Below are 20,367 nucleotides of genomic sequence, written 5' to 3' on the forward strand. Positions count from 1 at the left end.
GGCTCTCTCCGCGTGGTGCCCTGGCCAGTACTCTCGCGCCCATGGAGCAGAGGCATCTCGGACGTACCGGCCTGCGCGTGTCGCGCATCGGACTCGGCACCCTCACGTGGGGCCGGGACACCGACGAGCACGACGCCGCCGAGCAGTTGAAGGCGTTCTGGGACGCGGGCGGCACGCTCGTGGACACCGCCGACGTGTACGGCGGGGGCGAGGCGGAGTATCTGCTCGGGCGCCTGATGGAGCGTCTGGTGCCCCGGCAGGACCTCGTCCTGTCGACCAAGGCCGGCAGCGTCCCGGACCCGGACCGGCGCACGGACGGCTCGCGCGGGCACCTGCTCGCCGCGCTCGACGCCTCCCTCGCCCGCCTGGGCACCGACCACGTGGACCTGTGGCAACTGCACGCCTTCGACCCGCACACGCCGCTCGAGGAGTCGCTCCAGGCCCTCGACATCGCCGTACGCAGCGGTCGGGCGCGGTACGCGGGCGTGGCGAACTTCTGCGGCTGGCAGCTCGCCAAGGCGGGCACCTGGCAGCTCGGCGGCGACCGGACCCGGCTCGCGGGCGCCCAGCTCGAGTACTCGCTGCTCCAGCGGGGCATCGAGCGGGAGGTGCTGCCGGCCGCGATGGACCTCGGCATAGGCCTGCTGCCCTCGTCCCCGCTGGGGCGCGGGGTCCTGACGGGCAAGTACCGCAGCGGCACGCCGTCGGACTCGCGGGGCGCATCGGAGACGATGGCGCCCTTCGTGGAGCCGTACCTGGACGAGGCGGCGAGCCGGATCGTGGACGCGGTGACGACGGCGGCGGACGGCCTGGCGTCCACCCCGCTGCACGTCGCCCTCGCGTGGGTGCGCGACCGCCCCGGAGTGACGGCCCCGATCGTCGGCGCGCGCACGGCGCGGCAGCTCACGGCCGCGTTGTCAGTGGAGGCGCTTAGTCTTCCTGACGAGATCTGTCGGGCGCTGGACGATGTGTCGGCGCCCGTGCACCGCTATCCGGATCACGACTGGAGCACCTTGTGACCGAGCCTTCCGGGGAGACCGCGCCCGAGGCCGTGGACCCCGCCGACCGGCCGGGGACGGCCGAGGAGCCGGGTACGGCCGCAGAGCCGGAGAAGACCGAGGACCCGGGTACGGGTGAGGAGCCGGGCGCCCGTGAGGAGTCGGGGGCGTCCGAAGAGGCCGGTGCCGGCGACGGGTCCGGCTCCGCCGAGGAAACCCGCGCCGGGGACGAGCCGGGCTCCGGAGAAGAGGCCGGCAGCGGCGACGCGTCCGGCTCCGCCGAGCAGGCCGGTGCCGGCGACGAGGCTGGTTCCGTCGGCGAGGCTGGTTCCGCCGACGAGGCCGCGGCCGCCGGCGAGGCTGCGGCCGAGGTGAGTGACGCGCAGGCCGAGCTCGCCGCGCAGCGGGAGCTGCGGGCGAAGATCGAGGCGCGGAAGGCCGACAAGGGCGGTCCGGTGGTCGGCGGCACCAAGCTGAGCGGCACCGCGGCCGATCTCCTCGCCGCCGTCCGGGCCGTCGAGGGCGGCGCCGCATCCGGCAGCACCTTCTACGAGGCACCCGAGCCCGCCCCCCGCCGCCCCGCCGCCGAGACGGCCCCGCCGATGACCGTGCGGCCCCCCGCACCCGAGCGGCCGGCGGCTCCGGCGCCCGGCACCACGGCCGCCGTCCGCGAGGTCCTCGCCCAGGGCGGCGCCCCCGAGGCGCTGGCCGACCAGGCCGCCGCCGTCCTCGGCGAGGGCGCGGCCGCCGCACTGCGCGCGGACCCGTGGCAGCTGCTCGCGGTGCCCGGGGTCCGTCCGGAGCAGGCCGACGGCTTCGCGCGGGCCCTGCTCGGCCCCGCGTGCGGTCCCGGCGATCCGCGCCGCGCGGTCGCCCTGACCGTGTGGCTCCTGGAGCGGGCCGCCCTCCAGGGGCACACGGCCCTGGAGATCCAGGCGGTACGCGCCGGACTCGCCGGACACGCGGTGCCCGATCCGGAGCAGGCCGTCGAGACGGCGGTCTCCGAGGGCGCGGTCCTCGTCTTCCAGGAGGAGGAGACGGCACAGGAGGAGTCCGAGGAGGAGGAGTCCGAGGGCGAGTCCTCCGAGAAGCAGGAGCAGGAACAGGAGCCCGCCGCGCCCGTGCTGATCGGGCTCGACCGGTACGCGCTCGCGGAGGAGAGCCTCGCGGACGGTCTCGCCCGCCTCGTCAGGACGGCGGAGGCCGACGCCTGGGAGGGCGGCGAGCTCGAGCGCGCCGCCGGGGCGCACGGCCTCGTCCTGCACACCGGCGGCGAGGCCTCCCGTGCCGAGCCGGTGGCGCTCGCCGCCGCGGCCCGGGAGCGCGGGCTGCGCACGCTGGTGGCCGTCCACGCGGACGGCGGGCGCCGCGCGCTCGGCGCCGCCGGGGCCGAGGCCGTGACGGTCGCCGCGCTGCTGTCCGGCGCGGCCGGTCCCGGCCGGGACGAGGACGGCGCCCTCGCCCTCGACCTGCTCGTGGTCCTCGACGCGCCGCAGCTGGACGTGGAGGCCGGCGCGATGCTCGTGGAGTCGCTGCCGGACGGCTGCCGGCTCGTCCTGAGCGGCGACCCGGAGGTGCTCGGCGCGCCGGGCGCGGGCCGGGTCTTCGCAGACGTGCTCGCGGCCCGGGTGTGCCCCCGGATCGCCTCCCGCGTCCCGGACCCGGGCCCGCTCGGCGAGCTGGTGTCGGGGATCGGCGTCGGCGAGCTGAACCAGGTCGAGGCCCCCGGCAAGGAGGTCGTGATCGTCCCGGTGCGGGACGCGGGCGAGGCCGTGCACCGTACGGTCCAGCTGGTGGCGGACTCGGTGCCCCGGGCGATCGGGGTGCCGTCCGAGCAGACGCAGGTCGTCACGGTCGGCCACGGCGGCTCCGCCGGTACGCGCGCGCTGAACGCCGCCCTGAAGGAGCGGCTCAACCCCGGACCGGGCCGCTTCGGCGGCTACGACCCCGGCGACCGGGTGGCGTACGCGCCCGTGCCGGGGCGCACGGTGACGGGGACGGTCCTGGGGGCCGACGCCGAGGGCCTGCGGCTGCGGTGCGGGGACGCGGACGTCCTCGTACCGAAGGAGCGAGTGGAGTCGGCACTGCGGCACGGCTGGGCGCTCACCGCGCACCAGGCGGCCGGGACGCGCTGGCCCGCGGTGGTCGTGGTGCTGCCCGGGGACGCCGCGGGCGGCCTGAGCCGGTCGTGGGTGTACACGGCCTTCGGCCGGGCGGAGCGCCATCTGTCGGTCGTGCACGGTGTGGACCAGGCGCTGGCCCGCGCGGTGGCCGAGGGCGTGGCCCCGGAGCGTACGACACGCCTGCGGCCGCTCCTGGAGGGCCTGCTGGCCGCCGGCGAGGAGTAAGCGGGGCGGGCCGGGAACGACGACGGAGAGCCGGGGGCACCACGTGCGGCGCCCCGGCCCTCTCGCGTCCGGACGGGCGACCGGAAGCGCGTCCGGTCAGGCGTCCGGGAAGCCCCTCCCGTCAGGCGTCCGGGAAGCCTCTCCCGTCAGGCGACCGGAAGCGCGTCCAGTCAGGCGTCCGCGCCGGGGGCTCCCGCGTCCGCGGGCTCGTCCTCGTCCTCCTCGTCGAAGACGGAGCTGACGTCGAAGCGGCAGACGATCCGCTCGGGGTCGGCGTGGTCGAAGGGCGCGGCCAACCACTCCCCCGGCTCCGGGAGCTCCTCGGCGGCGGTGACCCAGAGCGTGGAGTCCCCCTCCTCCAGGCCGAACTCCTTGTGCCGGGAGGCGATCTCGTCCGGTTCGTACTCGCCGAAGAGCACGCCGAGCGCGGCGAGCGGCGAGACGCCGGCCTTGGCGACCGCGCGGGTGTCCGCGTCGTCGTCGAGCTCGGCGACGCGGCGGGCCTGGGCGAGCAGCCGTTGCGGTTCGGCCACCGCGTAGTCCCGGCGGATCAGGAGGCTGAGGGCGTGAGGTTCGTCAGGTCCGGCGTAGGGCGGCAGGTTGCCGTCGGCTCCCGGGATCTCGAAGGGGGTGACCTCGTCGTAGCGGTCGTAGAGGAGTTCGTCGTACGCCTCGGCCGCCGAGGCGAGGGCGTTGAAGGCCTCGTAGACGGCCGTGTCGTCGTCTCCCGTGCGGCGTTCCACCGCCGCGAGGTGACGGTCCAGTGCGGTCTTGACCGCCTCGGCGGCGGCACGTACCTCGGCAGCGGTCGGCTGCGCAGCATCAGACATGGGACAGACGCTATCCGTACCGGGCCGGTGCCCGCACAATAGATGCGATGCCGGAATACGAATTTGTCGACGTGTACGTGCCGCGCGGCGTCTCCCGCAAGGAGACGACGCGGCTCCTGACCGACCATGCCGAGTACGGACACTGGGAGTTGGACCGTCTGAGCCTGCGCCGGGACGGCAGCCGCAGAGTGCGGCTGAAGCGGCGGATCATCCGCCAGATCCGGGCGACCTGGTAGCGAGGACCGAAACATCGAGAAGGGGCCCCGCGGTGTGCGGGGCCCCTGTGCGTGGTCGTGAGCGCGGCGGCTCAGGCGGCGTTGCGGGCGCGGCGGTAGATCAGCGAGCCGGCGAGCAGCATCCCGGCGCCGGCGGGGACGATCACGCCGAGCGGACCGGAGCCGGTCTCGGCGAGCTCCTCGACGGCACGCGGCGGAGTGACGACCTGGGTACCGGGAGTGTTGTGCCCGCCTTCGTTCCCCGGAGTGCCGGGAGTGCCGGGCGTACCCGGAGTGCCGGGGGTACCGGGAGTCCCAGGGGTACCCGGGTGGCCGGGCGTACCGGGAGTGCCGGGCGTACCAGGGGTCCCAGGTGTACCGGGGGTGCCCGGCGTACCAGGGGTCCCCGGAGTGCCGGGCGTACCCGGAGTACCAGGCGTACCGGGCGTACCAGGGGTCTCCTCCCCGTACCCCGTGTCCCCACCGCCGTTCGCGCAGTCGTTGCCCATGACGGCGTTGCCCAGGCCGACGCCCGTGACGCTGTTGCCGCACACGTTCACCGGGGCGTCGACCGGCACCTCGACGGTGTTGCCGGAGCCCACGCCGGGAGAGTTGCTCGTGTGGCCGCCGGCGGAGGAGCCGCCGCTCGACCCGGAGGAGTTGGCGCACCGGTTGCCGAAGGACGGATTGAGCAGCCCGATGACGTTGACGGTGTTTCCGCAGGCGTTCACCGGTGCGTGCACCGGGACCTGGACGGAATTCCCGGACGCGACGCCCGGGGAATTCGTGGCCGTGCCGTACGCGCCGGAATCGGCGTGCGCATATCCGCCGCCGACGGCGGCGAAAACGCCTCCGGCGGCCGCGACGGTGATGAGGCCCTTGCGCGTGACCTGTCGCATAGCTTGTTCCCTGCCTGCTCGGCTTCGAAAGAGTGCCACCGGGCAGACGGCCCGGGGCGGAAATGGCCACCGGCCCCGGAGTGCATGGCACGCACTCCGGGGCCGGACCGGCTCACACCCTCACGGGGCGAGGCACAACGTCAGGCGTTGACGCAGGTGTTGCCGAAGGCGGGGTTCAGCAGGCCGATCACGGAGACCGTGTTGCCGCACACGTTCACGGGGACGTGAACCGGCACCTGGACGACGTTGCCCGAGAGCACGCCGGGGGAACCGATGGCGGCACCCTGGGCACCCGCGTCGGCAGCGGCCATGCCCGCGCCCGCGAGAACGAGACCGCCGGTGGCAGCCGCAGCGGCGACGACCTTCTTGATCATTATTCCTCCTAGTTGACAATGCGGTCCCAGCCGCGGACCGCATCACCTGTAACGAGGGGGAATGGTGGGGGCTACGAGCCCCCGAGGGCATTCACTCTTTCCGGTCACATGCAAACGGGTGGACGAATCCCGGGTTCCTCAGCAGGCGTCGATGAACCGGTCCAGGACGCGGACGCCGAACTTCAGGCCGTCCACCGGGACCCGCTCGTCCACGCCGTGGAACATGCCGGCGAAGTCGAGCTCCGGCGGCAGCTGGAGCGGCGCGAAGCCGAAGCAGCGGATGCCGAGGTCGTCGAAGGACTTGGCGTCGGTGCCGCCGGACAGCATGTACGGCACGGCGCGGGCGATCGGATCCTCGGCGCGCAGCGCCAGCTGCATGGCGTCGACCAGGGCGCCGTCGAAGCTGGTCTCCAGGGCCTTGTCGCCGTGCACGTCCTCGCGCTTCACGCGGGGGCCGAGGATCCGGTCGAGGTCGGCCAGGAACTCCTGCTCGTAGCCGGGCAGGAAGCGGCCGTCGACGTGCGCGGTGGCCTGGCCGGGGATGACGTTCACCTTGTAGCCGGCGCCGAGCATCGTCGGGGCGGCCGAGTTGCGGAGGGTGGCGCCGACCATCTTGGCGATGCCGCCGAGCTTGGCGAGGGTGCCGTCCATGTCCTCGGGGTCGAGCGGGGTGCCGAGCGCGTCCGAGAGCTCGTCGAGGAAGCTCCGTACGGTCTTGGTGACCCTCACCGGCCACTGGTGGCGGCCGAGGCGGCCCACGGCCTCGCAGAGCTCCGTGATGGCGTTGTCGTCGTTGGTCATGGAGCCGTGGCCGGCCGTGCCCTCGACGGTCAGCCGCATCCAGTGCATGCCCTTCTGGGCCGTCTCGACCAGGTAGAGCCGCAGGTTCTCGTTGACGGTGAAGGAGAAGCCGCCGACCTCGCCGATCGCCTCCGTGACCCCGTCGAAGAGGTCGCGGTGCCCGTCGACCAGGTGCCGGGCGCCGTAGGTGCCGCCGGCCTCCTCGTCGGCGAGGAAGGCGAGGACGATGTCGCGCGGGGGCTTGCGGCCGCTGCGCAGCCGGTCGCGGACGACCGCGAGGGTCATCGCGTCCATGTCCTTCATGTCGACGGCGCCGCGGCCCCAGACGCAGCCGTCGGCGATCTCGCCGGAGAAGGGGTGGTGGGTCCAGTCCTCGGCGTTGGCCGGGACGACGTCGGTGTGGCCGTGGATGAGCAGGGCCGGGCGCGACGGGTCCTCGCCCTCGATCCGGGCGACGGTGGAGGCCCGTCCCTTGTGCGACTCGATGATCTTCGGCTCGAGACCGACCTCCGCGAGCTTCTCGGCGACGTACTCGGCCGCCGCCCGCTCTCCCGGTCCCGAGTGGTCGCCGTAGTTGCTGGTGTCGATGCGGATCAGGTCCCGGCACAGGTCGACGACCTCGTCCTCGCCCGTGACGCCCCGGCCGGTGTTCGACTCGCTCACGTTGCTTCCTCCCACTACGTGCCCCATGACTGGTGGTCGCTCCCATCCTCGCCCCAGGACCGCGTCCCGCCCAAGGCCTGCCACCGGCCCGGGGGTGGTGATCGACCACCTCGAATGTTTGCTATGGTTTTCCTCGTCGGAAGGGCACAGAAGCCCGGAAGACGACATCACCTGTCCGGGTGGCGGAATGGCAGACGCGCTAGCTTGAGGTGCTAGTGCCCTTTATCGGGCGTGGGGGTTCAAGTCCCCCCTCGGACACCAGCGAAAGACCCCACATCTTGTGGGGTCTTTCTCGTTATGTCACGGCTGTTACGGCGGTAGGACGCGTGGGACGCAGAAGGAAGACGCCGGAGGCGCCGCTCCCCCAGCGGGCGGGGATCGATCCGGTGCGGGTGCGGCTGCCCGAGGACCCCGAGGGGGTCTGGGCGACCGTCGGGGAGCATCTCGTCGAGCGGTACGCGGGGGCCGTGGGCGCCGAGCGGGTGCGGACGATGCTGCGCGAGGGGCGGTTCGTGGGCGCCGACGGCCGGGCGGCCGGGGCGGACGAGCCGTATGCCGCGGGGCGCTACCTCTGGTTCCACCGGGACTTTCCCGCCGAGACGCCCGTGCCCTTCGAAATCGGGATCGTGCACCGGGACGAGCGGATCGTGGTCGTGGACAAGCCGCACTTCCTGGCCACCATGCCCCGGGGGCGGCACGTCACCGAGACGGCGCTCGCCCGGCTCCGGCGTGACCTGGGGCTTGCGCGCCTCCAGCCCGCGCACCGGCTCGACCGGCTGACGGCGGGGCTCGTGCTGTTCGTCGTACGGCCGGAGGACCGGGGGGCGTACCAGACGCTGTTCCGGGACCGGGTGGTGCGCAAGGAGTACGAGGCGGTGGCGCCGCACGACCCGGCCGTCGCGCTGCCGGTGACGGTGCGGAGCCGGATCGAGAAGGAGCGCGGGGTGATGGCCGCCCGGGAGGTGCCGGGCGAGCCGAACGCCGAGAGCCGGATCGAGCTGATCGGGCACGCGGGAGGGCTCGGTCGGTACCGGCTCGTGCCCGTGACGGGGCGGACCCATCAGCTGCGGGTGCACATGAACGGCCTGGGGCTGCCGATCCTCGACGATCCGGTCTATCCCGTGGTCCGCGAGGACGGGCCGGAGGACTTCTCGCGTCCGCTGCGACTGCTCGCGCGGACGCTGGAGTTCACCGACCCGTTCACGGGTGACGAGCTGCGCTTCGAGAGCCGGCTGGCTCTCAGTGGTCCCTGCCACGCGGCGGAGCCGCATATCTAACGCAGCCATTCCTCCAGGTGCGGGGCCTCCGCGCCGATCGTGGTGGTGTCGCCGTGGCCGGTGCGGACGACCGTCTCCGGCGGCAGGGTGAGGAGCCTCTCGCGGATCGAGCCGACGATCGTCGGGAAGTCCGAGTAGGACCGGCCGGTCGCGCCGGGGCCGCCCTGGAAGAGGGTGTCGCCGGAGAAGACGGTGCCGAGCTCGGGGGCGTAGAGGCAGACCGCTCCGGGGGCGTGGCCCGGGGTGTGCAGGACCGTGAGGTCCGTGCCGGCGATGGTGAGGACCTGGCCGTCGGCGAGCTCGCCGTCCGGGCTGTGGTCGGGGTGGGTGAGCTTCCACAGCGGCTGGTCGGCCGGGTGGAGCAGGATCCGGGCGCCGGTGGCGGCCGCGAGGGCCGGGGCGGCGTCGATGTGGTCGTCGTGGGCGTGGGTGCAGACGATGGCGCGCAGGGCGCGGCCGTCGAGCGCGGCGAGGATCGCGTCGGCGTCGTGGGCGGCGTCGATGACGATGGCCTCGGTGTCGTCGCCGACGATCCAGACGTTGTTGTCGACGTCCCAGGTGCCGCCGTCGAGGCTGAAGGTGCCCGAGGTGACGAGGTGGTCGATGCGGGCGGCCATCAGAGGACCACCACCGAGCGCAGGACGTCGCCCTCGTGCATGCGGGCGAAGGCCTTCTCGACGTCGCCGAGGCCGATGGTCTCGGTGACGAAGGCGGCGAGGTCGATGCGGCCCTGCTGGTGCAGGTCGATGAGCATGGGGAAGTCGCGGGACGGCAGGCAGTCGCCGTACCAGGAGGACTTGAGCGAGCCGCCGCGGCCGAAGACGTCGAGGAGGGGGAGCTCCAGCTTCATCTCGGGGCTGGGGACGCCGACGAGGACGACGGTGCCGGCGAGGTCGCGGGCGTAGAAGGCCTGCTCGTACGTCTCCGGGCGGCCGACGGCCTCGATGACGACGTCGGCGCCGAAGCCGCCGGTGAGCTCGCGGATCGCCTCGACGGCGTCGGAGGTGCGGGAGTTGACCGTGTGGGTGGCGCCCATCTCGCGGGCCTTGTCCAGCTTCCGGTCGTCGATGTCGACGGCGATGATCTTCGCGGCTCCGGCGAGGCGGGAGCCGACGACGGCCGCGTCGCCGACGCCGCCGCAGCCGATGACGGCGACGGTGTCGCCGCGGCCGACGTTCCCGGTGTTGATCGCGGCGCCGATGCCGGCCATCACGCCGCAGCCGAGGAGGCCCGCGACCTCGGGGGCGACGGAGGGGTCGACCTTGGTGCACTGGCCGGCGGCGACGAGGGTCTTCTCGGCGAAGGCGCCGATGCCGAGGGCCGGGGAGAGCTCAGTGCCGTCGAGCAGGGTCATCTTCTGCTTCGCGTTGTGGGTGGCGAAGCAGTACCAGGGGCGGCCGCGGGTGCAGGCGCGGCAGGTGCCGCAGACGGCGCGCCAGTTGAGGATCACGAAGTCGCCCGGGGCGACGTCGGTGACGCCCTCGCCGACGGACTCGACGATTCCGGCGGCCTCGTGGCCGAGCAGGAAGGGGAACTCGTCGTTGATCGCGCCCTGTTTGTAGTGGAGATCGGTGTGGCAGACTCCGCAGGCCTGGATCTTGACGACGGCCTCGCCGGGGCCGGGGTCGGGGATCACGATGGTCTCGACGCGTACCGGTTCGTTCCTGCCGGGGGCGATGACTCCCTGGACGTGCTGCGGCATCGCGGACTTCCCTTCCCTTCAACGGATCTTGTAAGGCTCTTGCGTACCACTATCTCCTGACAAAAGGCGAGACCCCCGCAGGCCGTGCCTGTGGGGGTCTCGCCGTCTCCCGTGGGGGGAGTCTCAGTCCTGGGCCGCGGCGGTGGCGCGGACCCGGCGGCGGACGAGGAACCAGCCGCCGACGAGGGCCGCCGCGATGAGCGGCAGGCAGTTGACGGTGGTGCGGCTGATGCCGCCGTCCATCCACATCAGGACGAGGACGGCCGCGAGGAAGCCGATGGTCACGATCTGGGTGTACGGGGCCCAGGGCAGCTGGTAGCCGGGGCGGGTGAGCTTGCCCTGCTTGGCGCTGCGCACGAAGAGCAGCGAGCAGACCATGATCATGGCCCAGGTGCCGATGATGCCGATGGAGGCGAAGTTGAGGACCAGCTCGAAGGCCTCGCCGGGCATGACGTAGTTGAGGAGGACACCGGCGACGCCGAAGCCCGCGGTGAGCAGGATGCCGCCGTAGGGGACGCCGCCCTTGTTCATGACGCCGGTGAACTTGGGCGCGGAGCCGGAGAGCGACATGGAGCGCAGGATGCGGCCGGTGGAGTAGAGGCCCGAGTTGAGGCTGGAGAGGGCGGCGGTGAGGACGACGAGGTTCATCACGCCGGCGGCGCCGGGGATGCCCAGCTTGTCGAAGACGGTGACGAAGGGGCTCTGGTCGCCGGAGTAGGCGGTGTACGGGAGGATCAGCGCGAGCAGGACCACGGAGCCGACGTAGAAGAGGCCCACGCGCCACATGATCGAGTTGATCGCCTTCGGCATGATCTTCTCGGGGTTCTCGGTCTCGCCGGCGGCGACGCCGCAGAGCTCGACGGAGGCGTAGGCGAAGACGACGCCCTGGATGAGCAGCAGCATCGGCATCATGCCGTTGGGGAAGATGCCGCCGTTGTCGGTGATGTTGGCGAGGCCCGGGGTGTGGCCGCCGACGTCGTGCGAGGTGACGATGAGGAAGATGCCGACGAGCATGAAGGCGACCAGGGCGGCCACCTTGATGATCGCGAACCAGAACTCCATCTCGCCGAAGTACTTCACGGAGATGAGGTTGGCGGTGAGGACGACCGCGAGGGCGATCAGGGCCAGGACCCACTGCGGGATGTCGCTGAACATGGCCCAGAAGTGGGCGTAGGTGGCGGCCGCGGTGATGTCGGCGACGGCGGTGGTCGACCAGTTGAGGAAGTACAGCCAGCCGGCCGTGTAGGCACCCTTCTCCCCCATGAACTCACGGGCGTAGGAGACGAAGGCGCCGGAGGAGGGGCGGTAGAGCACCAGCTCGCCGAGGGCGCGCACCACGAAGAAGGCGAAGACGCCGCAGACGGCGTACGCGATGAAGAGGGACGGACCCGCCTGGGACATCCGGCCGCCGGCGCCGAGGAAGAGGCCGGTGCCGATCGCGCCGCCGATGGCGATCATGTTGATGTGCCGGGACTTGAGGTCCTTGCGGTATCCGGCGTCGCCTGCGTCGACGTGGGGGGCGGCGGCCGGGTTCGCCGGTGCGGCGGACAGCGGCTCGGCCGCGATGACGCGGTCAGTCATGGAGTTGTTCGCCTTCATGAGGGGGGAGCGGTGCCTTGCCTGGCCGCGGCGAACGGGGGGTGTCCCCGGCACGGCCAGCGCACATCCTCACGGCAACGGCGCCATCTGACTGTGGCGCATGTCACTGAACGCCCATATTTGAGCTAGTTCAGAGCTTTACCCGCACGTAACGACCGATGTGCTAGGGGGTGTCGGCCTGATCGGCAAGACACCCCCTAGGGCGCGAGGACGTCCAGCTCCCGGAGGGCGCCGACCGCGATCTGGCGGGTGAGCTCCTCGGCGCGGGCCGCGTCCCGCTCCCGTACGGCCTCGGCGACCTGGACGTGGAGGGTGACGGCGGCCGGGTCGGGGTCCTCGAACATCACGTGGTGGTGGGTGCGGCCGGTGAGGACCTCGGCGACGACGTCGCCGAGGCGGGCGAACATCTCGTTCCCCGAGGCGATGAGCACGACCCGATGGAAGGCGATGTCGTGGACGAGGTACTCCTGCAGGCGCCGGCCTCGCGAGGTGGCGACCATGCCGAGGGCCTGCTCGGTGAGCTCGCGGCACTGCTCGGGGGTGGCGTTCAGCGCGGCGAGCCCGGCGGCGACGGGCTCGACGGCCGAGCGGAGCACGGTGAGCGAGCGGAGCTGGCGGGGGCGGTCGGCACCGGCCAGCCGCCAGCGGATGACCTGGGGGTCGTAGACGTTCCAGCTGGCCGTGGGGAGCACGGTCACGCCGACGCGGCGGCGGGACTCGACGAGGTGCATGGACTCCAGGACCCGGACGACCTCGCGGACGACGGTGCGGGAGACGTCGAAGCGCTGGGCGAGCTCGTCGGTGCGCAGCACGGTGCCCGGGGGGTACTCCCCGGCGGTGATCGCGAGGCCCAGGGTGGCCAGGACGTGTGAGTGGAGCCCCTGGGCCGGTGTCGTCATGGTGATCAGCCTATGCGGGCGGGACCCGGTGACCACACCAGGAATTAAAAGTACTACTTTTACGTCACAGACTCTTGAATACGTCGTACCCAATGGGTTTCATGAGCGCGACGGATTCACCGAATCGATGTCGAAGAAGACAGCGAGGCACCCCCCATGAGCACCACCCCCCTCACCGCTCCCCCGGTCGTCGTCGTGATGGGCGTCGCCGGGACCGGCAAGACCACCATCGGTCCGCTGGTCGCGGAGGCGCTCGCGCTGCCGTACGCCGAGGGCGACGACTTCCACCCGGCGGCCAACGTCGCCAAGATGTCGGCCGGCGTCCCCCTGGACGACTCGGACCGGGGGCCCTGGCTGGACGCCATCGGGGAGTGGGCGCACGGCCGGGCCGGGCTCGGCGGGGTCGTGAGCAGCTCGGCCCTCAAGCGGATCTACCGGGACCGGCTGCGTGCCGCCGCGCCCGGGGTCGTCTTCCTGCATCTGACCGGTGACCGGGAGCTCATCGAGGCGCGGATGGCCGCACGCAAGGGCCACTTCATGCCGACGGCGCTCCTCGACTCCCAGTTCGCCACCCTGCAGCCGCTGCAGGACGACGAGGCCGGCGTCGCCGTCGACGTGTCCGGCACCCCGGAGGAGATCACCGCCCGCGCCGTCGCCGCCCTGCGCGGCCTGGCCGGCTGACCCTCCCCGTAACCCCCGCACCCCCGTCCCCCGACTCCTGCCCGTACGAAGGACACCACCCGTGACCAGTCTCAGCGTCGAGATCCTGGCAGCGGACGCCGCCGAACCGATCACCTCGGCAGGCAACGCCCAGCTCGGAATCGCCGTGCTCGCCGGCATCGCCGTCATCGTCCTGCTCATCACCAAGTTCAAGCTGCACGCGTTCCTCGCGCTGACCATCGGGTCGCTGGCGCTCGGCGCGTTCGCGGGTGCCCCGCTCGCGGACACCATCAAGTCGTTCAGCACCGGTCTCGGCAACACCGTGGCCGGCGTGGGCGTGCTCATCGCGCTCGGCGCGATCCTCGGCAAGCTGCTCGCCGACTCCGGCGGCGCCGACCAGATCGTGGACACGATCCTGGCGAAGACCGGCAAGAAGGCCATGCCCTGGGCGATGGTCCTCATCGCCTCCGTGATCGGCCTGCCGCTCTTCTTCGAGGTCGGCATCGTGCTGCTGATCCCGGTGGTCCTCATGGTCGCCAAGCGCGGCAACTACTCGCTGATGCGGATCGGCATCCCGGCCCTGGCCGGCCTGTCCGTGATGCACGGTCTCATCCCGCCGCACCCCGGCCCGCTCGTCGCGATCGACGCGGTCGGCGCCAACCTGGGCGTGACCCTCGCGCTCGGCCTGGTCGTCGCCGTCCCGACCGTGATCATCGCCGGTCCGGTCTTCTCCAAGTACGCCGCCCGCTGGGTGGACATCCAGGCCCCGGAGAAGATGATCCCGGCGCGCCCCTCCGCGGACCTGGAGAAGCGCCCCGGCTTCGGCGTCACCGTCGCGACCATCCTGCTGCCCGTCGTCCTGATGCTCGTCAAGGCGCTCGTCGACATCGTGATCGACGACCCCGAGAACGGCGTGCAGAAGGTCACCGACGTCATCGGCTCGCCGCTGATCGCCCTGCTCGCGGCCGTCATAGTCGCCATGTTCACGATGGGCCGCGCGGCCGGCTTCACCAAGGAGCAGCTGTCCTCCACCGTCGAGAAGTCGCTCGCCCCGATCGCGGGCATCCTGCTGATCGTCGGCGCGGGCGGCGGCTTCAAGCAGACCCTGATCGACATCGGCGTCGGCCAGATGATCCTCGACTTCTCGAAGAGCTGGTCGATCCCGGCCCTGCTGCTCGCCTGGCTGATCGCGGTCGCGATCCGGCTCGCGACCGGCTCGGCCACGGTGGCGACGATCTCGGCGGCCGGCCTGGTGGCCCCGCTCGCCGAGGGCATGTCGACCGGTGAGGTCTCGCTACTCGTCCTCGCGATCGGTGCCGGTTCGCTCTTCTTCAGCCACGTCAACGACGCCGGGTTCTGGCTGGTGAAGGAGTACTTCGGCATGAACGTCGGCCAGACGGTCAAGACCTGGTCGGTGATGGAGACGATCATCTCGGTCGTCGGCATCGTGTTCGTCCTGCTGCTGTCGCTGGTGCTGTAGGCGTCCGGGCAGACGCGGGAGCCCCGGAGGTCCTTGTGGACGTCCGGGGCTCCCGTGCGTTCAGCCCCGCAGCAGCGACAGGACCTTCACGCCGAGCTCCAGGGCCTCGCCCGGCTCGTCCACGCACTGCTGGAGGTCGACGAAGCAGCCTTCGGCGCCCGTGTCCCGTATCCCAGCGAGGACGGCGGCGACGGCGTCCGCGGTGGCGCCCGGGGCCGGGTTGTGGCGGATCTCCCGACGCAGGGCGCCGGGGTCGCGCCCGGTCTCCTCGGCGGCGCGCCGGGCCTCGTCCCACAGGTGCCCGGCCACGGCGGGCGGCAGGACGGCGCCGACCCAGCCGGCGGCCCGGCGGCCGACCCGGCGCAGTGCGGCGGGGCTGAAGCCGCCCAGGTAGACGGGCGGGCCGGCCGGCTGGACGGGGCGCAGCCCGACGTACGAGGCGGGGATGGTCCAGTGCGGGCCCTCGTGGCCGAACTCCTCCTCGGTCCAGATGCCGTGGAGGACGTCGAGGAGTTCGTCGAGGAGGGCGCCGCGCCGGTGGAAGTCGGCGCCGACGGCGGTGTACTCGTCGCGGAGCCAGCCGATCCCGAGGCCGGCGTCGAGGCGGCCGCCGCTGACCTGGTCGAGCGAGGTGAGCGAGCGCGCGAGGAGGACGGGCGGGTACCAGGGGCCGTTGAGGGTGCTCGTGCCGAGCCGGGCGCGGCCGGTCGCGCCGGCGGCGACGGTGAGGACCGTGAGCGGGTCGAGGAAGGTCTTGTACTGGCGGGGGTACGGGTTCTCGGGCGTGTGTCCCGGATAGAGGTCGCTGGGGTCGACCGGGGTGAGGGCGCGGTCGCCGACCCAGAGCGAGTCGAATCCGGCCTCCTCGGCGTCCCGCGCGAAGGCGGCGATGCGGTCGGCGCGGGCGTGGGTGCCGTACTGCGGCAGGGCGATGCCTATGTCCATGGCCTCATCCTGGGCGGCGGTGAGGCCCGCGACACGAAGGGTCCGGCGTGTGACCCGTACCACAGGGAGGCTGCGGCTCAGCCCACCGCTTTCGCCGCCGCCCGACCCGCCGCGCGGCCCGAGAAGATGCAGCCGCCGAGGAAGGTGCCTTCGAGGGAGCGGTAGCCGTGGACCCCGCCGCCGCCGAAGCCTGCCGCCTCGCCCGCCGCGTACAGGCCGTCCAGGGGCTCGCCGCCCTCCGTGAGGACGCGGGAGTCGAGGTCGGTCTCCAGGCCGCCAAGGGACTTGCGGGTGAGGATGTTGAGGCGTACGGCGATCAGCGGGCCCGCCTTCGGGTCGAGGAGGCGGTGCGGCGCCGCCGTGCGGATCAGCTTGTCGCCCAGGTACCTGCGGGCTCCCCGGATCGCCGTGACCTGGAGGTCCTTGGTGAACGGGTTGGCGATCTCGCGGTCGCGGGCGGTGATCTCGCGGCGCAGGGCGGCCTCGTCGATGAGCGGCTCGTCGGTGAGGGCGTTCATGCCGCGGACGAGGGCGGAGAGGTCGTTCTCGACGACGAAGTCGACGCCGTGGTCCATGAACGCCTGGACGGGTGCCGGCACGTCGGCGCGGGCCCGGCCGAGGACGTCGCGGACGGACTTGCCGGTGAGGTCGGGGTTCTGTTCGGAGCCGGAGAGCGCGAACTCCTTGCCGATGATGCGCTTGTCGAGGACGAACCAGGTGTGGTCGTGGCCGGTCCGCATGATGTGTTCGAGGGTGCCGAGGGTGTCGAAGCCGGGGAAGAGCGGGACGGGCAGCCGCTTGCCGGTGGCGTCGAGCCAGAGGGAGGAGGGTCCGGGCAGGATGCGGATGCCGTGCCGGGCCCAGATGGGGTTCCAATTCTCGATGCCCTCGGTGTAGTGCCACATCCGGTCGCGGTTGATGTGGTGGGCGCCGGCCTTCTCCGCGATGCCGAGCATCAGTCCGTCGACGTGGGCGGGGACCCCGGAGAGCAGCTTGGCGGGCGGGGTGCCGAGCCGGGCGGGCCACTGCGCGCGGACCAGGTCGTGGTTGCCGCCGATGCCGCCGGAGGTGACGATCACGGCCTGGGCGCGGAGCTCGAAGGTGCCGGTGACCTCGCGGCCGCTGGCGGTGCCGCGGGCGGCGGTCGAAGGTTTCAGGATCTCGCCGGAGACCGTGTCGACGGCTCCGGCCGTGCGGCCGAGGCCGGTGACGCGGTGGCGGAAGCGGAGGTCGACGAGGCCGCGGGCGGCGCCTTCGCGGACCTTGCGCTCGAAGGGGGCGACGAGGCCGGGTCCGGTGCCCCAGGTGATGTGGAAGCGGGGTACGGAGTTGCCGTGGCCGTTCGCGTCGTAGCCGCCGCGCTCGGCCCAGCCGACGACGGGGAAGAAGCGCACCCCGCGCGCGTGGAGCCAGGCGCGCTTCTCACCGGCGGCGAAGTCGACGTACGCCTCCGCCCACTTCTTGGGCCAGTGGTCCTCCGCGCGGTCGAAGCCCGCGGTGCCGTACCAGTCCTGGAGGGCCAGGGCGTGGCTGTCCTTGACGCGCATCCTGCGCTGTTCGGGCGAGTCGACGAGGAACAGGCCGCCGAAGGACCAGTGGGCCTGACCGCCGAGGGACTGCTCCGGCTCCTGGTCGAGGAGGATCACGGAGCGGCCGGCGTCGACCAGCTCGGCGGTGGCGACGAGGCCGGCGAGGCCCGCCCCGATCACGATCACATCAGCGTCGTAGGACATGGACCGCATCTTGGATACACGGATGTATCGAGTCAACCGTCCGAGCCCTTCCCCGGCCTTTCCGTTTTCTAATGTCGAGCATTAATATGTGGCTATGGCAAGGACGTCAGGGCCCGAGACCCGGGACAAACTGATCCGCGCCGCGGAGGAGCTCTTCGCCGCGCAGGGCGTCGACGGCGCACAGCTGCGGGACATCGTGGCGCTGGCCGGACAGGCCAACCCCTCCGCCGTGCAGTACCACTTCGGCTCGCGCGCCGGACTGCTCGACGCGGTCATGGCCGGCCGCCAGACCCGTACGGAAGAGGTACTCGCTCCTCTTCTGGACGGCGCGGGCGAGGACCTCCGGCGGCTCGTCGCCGCGCTCGTCACCGCCGAGGCCACCGAGCTGGGCACCGACCGGGGCCGCCGCTGCCTGCGGATCTCCGCGCAGCTCAGCCACGAGAGCGGCGTCCGCACTCGCACCCCGCATCCCACGCTCGCCGGTACCGCCTACTGGCTCCTGATCGAGCGGATCGCCGACCGCCTGGCCGCCGGCGGGCTCCCCGAGCCGCTGCTCCTGGAGCGCCTCGACCTGGCGCTGACCGTGGTGGGCGCGGCGATGGCGGACCGGGCCCGGCAGTACCTCGACGGCGCCGAACCCCTCACCGACGAGCCGCTCTTCCTCGCCGACCTCGTCGAGACCACCACCGCGCTTCTCCGGGCCGCACAGCCCCGGAGCGTCCGAACCCGCCGAAAGGACCTCATATGAACGACCTCACCGGCAAGACCGTGCTCATCACCGGCGGCGCCCGCGGTCTGGGCGCCGAGGCCGCACGCCTTGCCGTGGCCGCCGGAGCGAACGTCGTGATCACCGACGTCCTCGACGAGGACGGCAAGGCCACCGCCGAGGCGCTCGGCGAGCGGGCCCGGTTCCTGCACCACGACGTGACCTCCGAGGAGGAGTGGGCGGCGGCCGTCGCCTTCGCGGTGGCGGAGTTCGGCGGGCTGCACGGTCTCGTGAACAACGCCGGCATCTCCACCGGCGCGTTCCTGGAGACCGAGTCCGTCGAGCACTTCCGCAAGGTCCTCGACATCAACCTGACCGGAGTCTTCATCGGCATGAAGGCCGCGATCCCGGCGATGAAGGAGGCCGGCGGCGGCTCGATCGTCAACATCTCCTCGGCCGCCGGCCTGATGGGCCTGGCCCTGACCGCCGGGTACGGTGCGTCCAAGTGGGGCGTGCGCGGCCTGACGAAGATCGGCGCGGTGGAGCTCGGCACGGCGAAGATCCGCGTCAACTCCGTCCACCCCGGCATGACCTACACCCCGATGACGGCCTCCGTCGGCATCGAGCGCGGCGAGGGCAAGTACCCGAACACGCCGATGGGCCGGGTCGGCGAGGCCGACGAGATCGCCGGCGCGGTCGTCTTCCTGCTCTCGGACGCCGCCTCGTACGTGACGGGTGCGGAGCTCGCCGTGGACGGCGGCTGGACGACCGGTCCGACGGTCAAGTACGTCATGGGCCAGTGATTTCATGGGTGCATGAGCGCCTCTGAAGAGATCCTCGACGTCGTCGACGAGAACGACCGGGTGGTCGGGCAGGCCCCGCGCGGCGAAGTGTACGCGCGGGGCCTGATCCACCGCTGCGTCTTCATCCGGGTGCGGGACGCCGAGGGCCGCGTCTTCGTCCACCGCAGGACGCCGACGAAGCTGGTCTTCCCCTCGATGTACGACATGTTCGTGGGCGGCGTCGTCGGCGCGGGCGAGTCCTACGACGAGGCCGCCCTGCGGGAGGCCGAGGAGGAGCTCGGGGTCTCCGGGCTGCCCCGCCCCGAGCCGGTGACGCGCTTCCTGTACGACTCCGGAGGCGTGGCCGGGAAGTGGTGGTCGGCGGTCTACGAGGTCCGCTGCGAACTGCCGGTCAGCCCGCAGGTGGAGGAGGTCGCCTGGCACGGCTTCCTCACGGACGAGGAGCTGGAGCAGCGGCTGCCGGGGACGGCGGGCGCCTGGGAGTGGGTGCCGGACGGGCTCGCGGCGTACGAACTGCTGCGGGCGGAGGGCTGACGTTCCGGTGGCGGACGGGCGCGCCCCGGACCGGCCTTTCGGTGGCGGGCGGGGCGATCTTCCGGCCGTTAGGGTGCACGGGTGAGCGATTTCGTGCAGAACCTGCGGCTGTGGTTCGCGCCGCAGCGGATCCGGGACGAGGGTGACACCCCCGACTACCGCTTCTCCCTCGCCAACGAGCGGACCTTCCTCGCCTGGCTCCGGACCGCGCTCGCCCTGATCGGCGGCGGTTTCGCCGTCGACCAGTTCCTCCCGGACCTGCGCTGGGGCGTCCGCGTCGGGCTCGCGCTCGCGCTGCTCGTCGCCGGTGTCCTGTGCGCCCTGCGGGCGGTGAACCACTGGGTGCGCTGCGAGCGGGCGATGCGGCGCGGCGAGGACCTGCCGACGTCCCGCTTCCCGGCGGTGCTCAGCCTCGCCGTGGCCGTCGTGGCGCTCGCCATGGTGGTGCTCGTCGTCTTCGGCTGGGCCGGGAAGTGAGCCCGGCCGACGAGGCCCGGGATCCGGGGCTCCAGCCGGAGCGGACCCGGCTCGCGTGGCGGCGTACGACCCTGTCGTGCACGGTCGTCGCGGTGCTCGCGATGAAGGCGACGATCAGCGACGAGGTCACGGCGAAGGAGGTGACCGGATTCGCGCTCTCCTCCCTGGTGTGGATCGCGTTCCTGGCGGTGGCCCACCGCCGGATCCGTTCCCTGGGCGCGGCCCGGCCGCTCCCGCTCTCCCACCGGGGCGCGCTGCTCGCGGCGGTGTGCACGATCGCGCTCGCGGTCTTCGGCGCGGCGGTGATCTGGTGACTCCGCCCGCCGCCGCCCGACGGCCGGATCGCCTACCGGAGGGTCCGGTCGCATACTGACGGCGTAGGACAGGGCGGTCGGGGCCGCGTCGGCAGAGACGGGCCGCGCAT

The 20,367-nt window shown here is 72.4% G+C and carries 21 protein-coding genes and 1 tRNA gene; 12 read left to right on the forward strand and 10 right to left on the reverse strand.

Features of this window, described 5'->3' with window-relative positions; all coding sequences use genetic code 11:
- The first annotated feature begins 41 nt into the window (after positions 1-41).
- Together ACZ7HT_RS24260 and ACZ7HT_RS24265 are read left to right on the forward strand one after the other, a co-directional pair.
- Entirely contained in the window at positions 42-1,019 is a 978-nt protein-coding gene (locus ACZ7HT_RS24260; protein ID WP_471169457.1) for an aldo/keto reductase, read from the forward strand.
- The gene (locus ACZ7HT_RS24265) at positions 1,016-3,346 is read left to right on the forward strand and encodes a helix-hairpin-helix domain-containing protein (RefSeq protein WP_471169460.1); all 2,331 of its coding nucleotides are present in this window, start codon (positions 1,016-1,018) and stop codon (positions 3,344-3,346) included. The genes ACZ7HT_RS24260 and ACZ7HT_RS24265 overlap by 4 nt, the downstream gene beginning before the upstream one ends.
- A 170-nt stretch (positions 3,347-3,516) precedes the next feature.
- On the opposite strand, the gene ACZ7HT_RS24270 is transcribed toward ACZ7HT_RS24265, so the two are convergent.
- Positions 3,517-4,176: a hypothetical protein gene (locus ACZ7HT_RS24270; RefSeq protein WP_471169463.1), complete on the reverse strand. Its 660-nt coding sequence runs from the start codon at positions 4,174-4,176 to the stop codon at positions 3,517-3,519.
- Positions 4,177-4,223: 47 nt separating this feature from the next.
- Between ACZ7HT_RS24270 and ACZ7HT_RS24275 the strand changes: the two genes are divergently transcribed.
- Positions 4,224-4,412 carry a DUF5703 family protein gene (locus ACZ7HT_RS24275; RefSeq protein WP_265865547.1) on the forward strand — a complete coding sequence of 63 codons (189 nt, stop codon included), beginning with the start codon at positions 4,224-4,226 and terminating at the stop codon, positions 4,410-4,412.
- 71 nt (positions 4,413-4,483) lie between these two features.
- Here ACZ7HT_RS24275 and ACZ7HT_RS24280 read toward each other — a convergent pair whose 3' ends face one another.
- The 3 genes from ACZ7HT_RS24280 to ACZ7HT_RS24290 all read right to left on the reverse strand — a co-directional run bounded on the left by ACZ7HT_RS24280 (position 4,484) and on the right by ACZ7HT_RS24290 (position 7,128).
- Positions 4,484-5,290, reverse strand: a complete 807-nt coding sequence (locus ACZ7HT_RS24280) for a chaplin (RefSeq protein ID WP_471169467.1) — start codon at positions 5,288-5,290, stop codon at positions 4,484-4,486.
- Between the two features lie 140 nt (positions 5,291-5,430).
- On the reverse strand, positions 5,431-5,664 hold the full coding sequence (gene chpH / locus ACZ7HT_RS24285; protein WP_116161861.1) for a chaplin ChpH: 234 nt from the start codon (positions 5,662-5,664) through the stop codon (positions 5,431-5,433).
- Positions 5,665-5,802: 138 nt separating this feature from the next.
- Positions 5,803-7,128 (reverse strand): M20/M25/M40 family metallo-hydrolase, encoded by a 1,326-nt coding sequence (locus ACZ7HT_RS24290; RefSeq protein WP_471169469.1) that lies wholly within the window; start codon positions 7,126-7,128, stop codon positions 5,803-5,805.
- Positions 7,129-7,301: 173 nt separating this feature from the next.
- On the opposite strand from ACZ7HT_RS24290, the gene ACZ7HT_RS24295 reads away from it, so the two are divergent.
- Positions 7,302-7,389: transfer RNA gene (locus tag ACZ7HT_RS24295), tRNA-Leu, on the forward strand.
- A gap of 65 nt (positions 7,390-7,454) precedes the next feature.
- Positions 7,455-8,405, forward strand: a complete 951-nt coding sequence (locus tag ACZ7HT_RS24300; RefSeq protein ID WP_471169472.1) for an RluA family pseudouridine synthase — start codon at positions 7,455-7,457, stop codon at positions 8,403-8,405.
- On the opposite strand, the gene ACZ7HT_RS24305 is transcribed toward ACZ7HT_RS24300, so the two are convergent.
- The 4 genes from ACZ7HT_RS24305 to ACZ7HT_RS24320 form a co-directional block, all read right to left on the reverse strand.
- The gene (locus tag ACZ7HT_RS24305; RefSeq protein ID WP_471169474.1) at positions 8,402-9,022 is read right to left on the reverse strand and encodes an MBL fold metallo-hydrolase; all 621 of its coding nucleotides are present in this window, start codon (positions 9,020-9,022) and stop codon (positions 8,402-8,404) included. The two genes, ACZ7HT_RS24300 and ACZ7HT_RS24305, sit on opposite strands and share 4 nt — an antisense overlap.
- Positions 9,022-10,107, reverse strand: coding sequence for an S-(hydroxymethyl)mycothiol dehydrogenase (locus ACZ7HT_RS24310; protein ID WP_471169477.1), 1,086 nt, complete (start codon positions 10,105-10,107; stop codon positions 9,022-9,024). Before ACZ7HT_RS24310 ends, ACZ7HT_RS24305 begins: the two co-directional genes overlap by 1 nt.
- Before the next feature lie 123 nt (positions 10,108-10,230).
- The gene (locus ACZ7HT_RS24315; RefSeq protein WP_471169480.1) at positions 10,231-11,688 is read right to left on the reverse strand and encodes an amino acid permease; all 1,458 of its coding nucleotides are present in this window, start codon (positions 11,686-11,688) and stop codon (positions 10,231-10,233) included.
- Positions 11,689-11,903: 215 nt separating this feature from the next.
- Positions 11,904-12,605, reverse strand: a complete 702-nt coding sequence (locus ACZ7HT_RS24320) for a FadR/GntR family transcriptional regulator (protein WP_471169483.1) — start codon at positions 12,603-12,605, stop codon at positions 11,904-11,906.
- Positions 12,606-12,761: 156 nt separating this feature from the next.
- Here ACZ7HT_RS24320 and ACZ7HT_RS24325 point away from each other — a divergent pair, with 156 nt between their 5' ends.
- The gene (locus tag ACZ7HT_RS24325) at positions 12,762-13,286 is read left to right on the forward strand and encodes a gluconokinase (protein WP_471169486.1); all 525 of its coding nucleotides are present in this window, start codon (positions 12,762-12,764) and stop codon (positions 13,284-13,286) included.
- A 61-nt stretch (positions 13,287-13,347) separates the two neighbouring features.
- Positions 13,348-14,745, forward strand: a complete 1,398-nt coding sequence (locus tag ACZ7HT_RS24330) for a GntT/GntP/DsdX family permease (protein ID WP_471169489.1) — start codon at positions 13,348-13,350, stop codon at positions 14,743-14,745.
- 60 nt (positions 14,746-14,805) lie between these two features.
- Here the strand turns inward: ACZ7HT_RS24330 and ACZ7HT_RS24335 are convergent, their stop codons facing one another.
- Entirely contained in the window at positions 14,806-15,690 is an 885-nt protein-coding gene (locus ACZ7HT_RS24335; protein WP_471169492.1) for a TIGR03619 family F420-dependent LLM class oxidoreductase, read from the reverse strand.
- A 77-nt stretch (positions 15,691-15,767) separates the two neighbouring features.
- A complete protein-coding gene (locus tag ACZ7HT_RS24340; protein WP_471169495.1) occupies positions 15,768-17,423 on the reverse strand; it encodes an FAD-binding dehydrogenase in 1,656 nt (551 codons plus the stop codon).
- Positions 17,424-17,517: 94 nt separating this feature from the next.
- Between ACZ7HT_RS24340 and ACZ7HT_RS24345 the strand changes: the two genes are divergently transcribed.
- From ACZ7HT_RS24345 to ACZ7HT_RS24365, 5 genes are all read left to right on the forward strand, one after another.
- A complete protein-coding gene (locus tag ACZ7HT_RS24345; RefSeq protein WP_471169498.1) occupies positions 17,518-18,171 on the forward strand; it encodes a TetR/AcrR family transcriptional regulator in 654 nt (217 codons plus the stop codon).
- Entirely contained in the window at positions 18,168-18,932 is a 765-nt protein-coding gene (locus tag ACZ7HT_RS24350) for a glucose 1-dehydrogenase (protein ID WP_471169500.1), read from the forward strand. Before ACZ7HT_RS24345 ends, ACZ7HT_RS24350 begins: the two co-directional genes overlap by 4 nt.
- Positions 18,933-18,944: 12 nt before the next feature.
- Complete coding sequence (locus ACZ7HT_RS24355) at positions 18,945-19,466, forward strand: NUDIX domain-containing protein (RefSeq protein ID WP_471169503.1); 522 nt, start codon at positions 18,945-18,947, stop codon at positions 19,464-19,466.
- Positions 19,467-19,547: 81 nt separating this feature from the next.
- Positions 19,548-19,943, forward strand: coding sequence for a YidH family protein (locus ACZ7HT_RS24360; protein ID WP_471169506.1), 396 nt, complete (start codon positions 19,548-19,550; stop codon positions 19,941-19,943).
- A complete protein-coding gene (locus ACZ7HT_RS24365; RefSeq protein ID WP_471169509.1) occupies positions 19,940-20,257 on the forward strand; it encodes a DUF202 domain-containing protein in 318 nt (105 codons plus the stop codon). The genes ACZ7HT_RS24360 and ACZ7HT_RS24365 overlap by 4 nt, the downstream gene beginning before the upstream one ends.
- The last annotated feature ends 110 nt before the right edge of the window (positions 20,258-20,367 follow it).

This window comes from Streptomyces sp. NPDC037410 (assembly GCF_055602235.1).

Excerpts from the sequence above, each read along its gene's own strand:
- ACZ7HT_RS24260 (WP_471169457.1), top strand. The coding sequence starts at position 42 with ATGGAGCAGAGGCATCTCGGACGTACCGGCCTGCGCGTGTCGCGCATC.
- ACZ7HT_RS24270 (WP_471169463.1), bottom strand. The coding sequence starts at position 4,176 with ATGTCTGATGCTGCGCAGCCGACCGCTGCCGAGGTACGTGCCGCCGCC.
- ACZ7HT_RS24275 (WP_265865547.1), top strand. The coding sequence starts at position 4,224 with ATGCCGGAATACGAATTTGTCGACGTGTACGTGCCGCGCGGCGTCTCC.
- ACZ7HT_RS24280 (WP_471169467.1), bottom strand. The coding sequence starts at position 5,290 with ATGCGACAGGTCACGCGCAAGGGCCTCATCACCGTCGCGGCCGCCGGA.
- chpH (WP_116161861.1), bottom strand. The coding sequence starts at position 5,664 with ATGATCAAGAAGGTCGTCGCCGCTGCGGCTGCCACCGGCGGTCTCGTT.
- ACZ7HT_RS24305 (WP_471169474.1), bottom strand. The coding sequence starts at position 9,022 with ATGGCCGCCCGCATCGACCACCTCGTCACCTCGGGCACCTTCAGCCTC.
- ACZ7HT_RS24310 (WP_471169477.1), bottom strand. The coding sequence starts at position 10,107 with ATGCCGCAGCACGTCCAGGGAGTCATCGCCCCCGGCAGGAACGAACCG.
- ACZ7HT_RS24315 (WP_471169480.1), bottom strand. The coding sequence starts at position 11,688 with ATGACTGACCGCGTCATCGCGGCCGAGCCGCTGTCCGCCGCACCGGCG.
- ACZ7HT_RS24320 (WP_471169483.1), bottom strand. The coding sequence starts at position 12,605 with ATGACGACACCGGCCCAGGGGCTCCACTCACACGTCCTGGCCACCCTG.
- ACZ7HT_RS24325 (WP_471169486.1), top strand. The coding sequence starts at position 12,762 with ATGAGCACCACCCCCCTCACCGCTCCCCCGGTCGTCGTCGTGATGGGC.
- ACZ7HT_RS24335 (WP_471169492.1), bottom strand. The coding sequence starts at position 15,690 with ATGGACATAGGCATCGCCCTGCCGCAGTACGGCACCCACGCCCGCGCC.
- ACZ7HT_RS24340 (WP_471169495.1), bottom strand. The coding sequence starts at position 17,423 with ATGTCCTACGACGCTGATGTGATCGTGATCGGGGCGGGCCTCGCCGGC.
- ACZ7HT_RS24345 (WP_471169498.1), top strand. The coding sequence starts at position 17,518 with ATGGCAAGGACGTCAGGGCCCGAGACCCGGGACAAACTGATCCGCGCC.
- ACZ7HT_RS24350 (WP_471169500.1), top strand. The coding sequence starts at position 18,168 with ATGAACGACCTCACCGGCAAGACCGTGCTCATCACCGGCGGCGCCCGC.
- ACZ7HT_RS24355 (WP_471169503.1), top strand. The coding sequence starts at position 18,945 with ATGAGCGCCTCTGAAGAGATCCTCGACGTCGTCGACGAGAACGACCGG.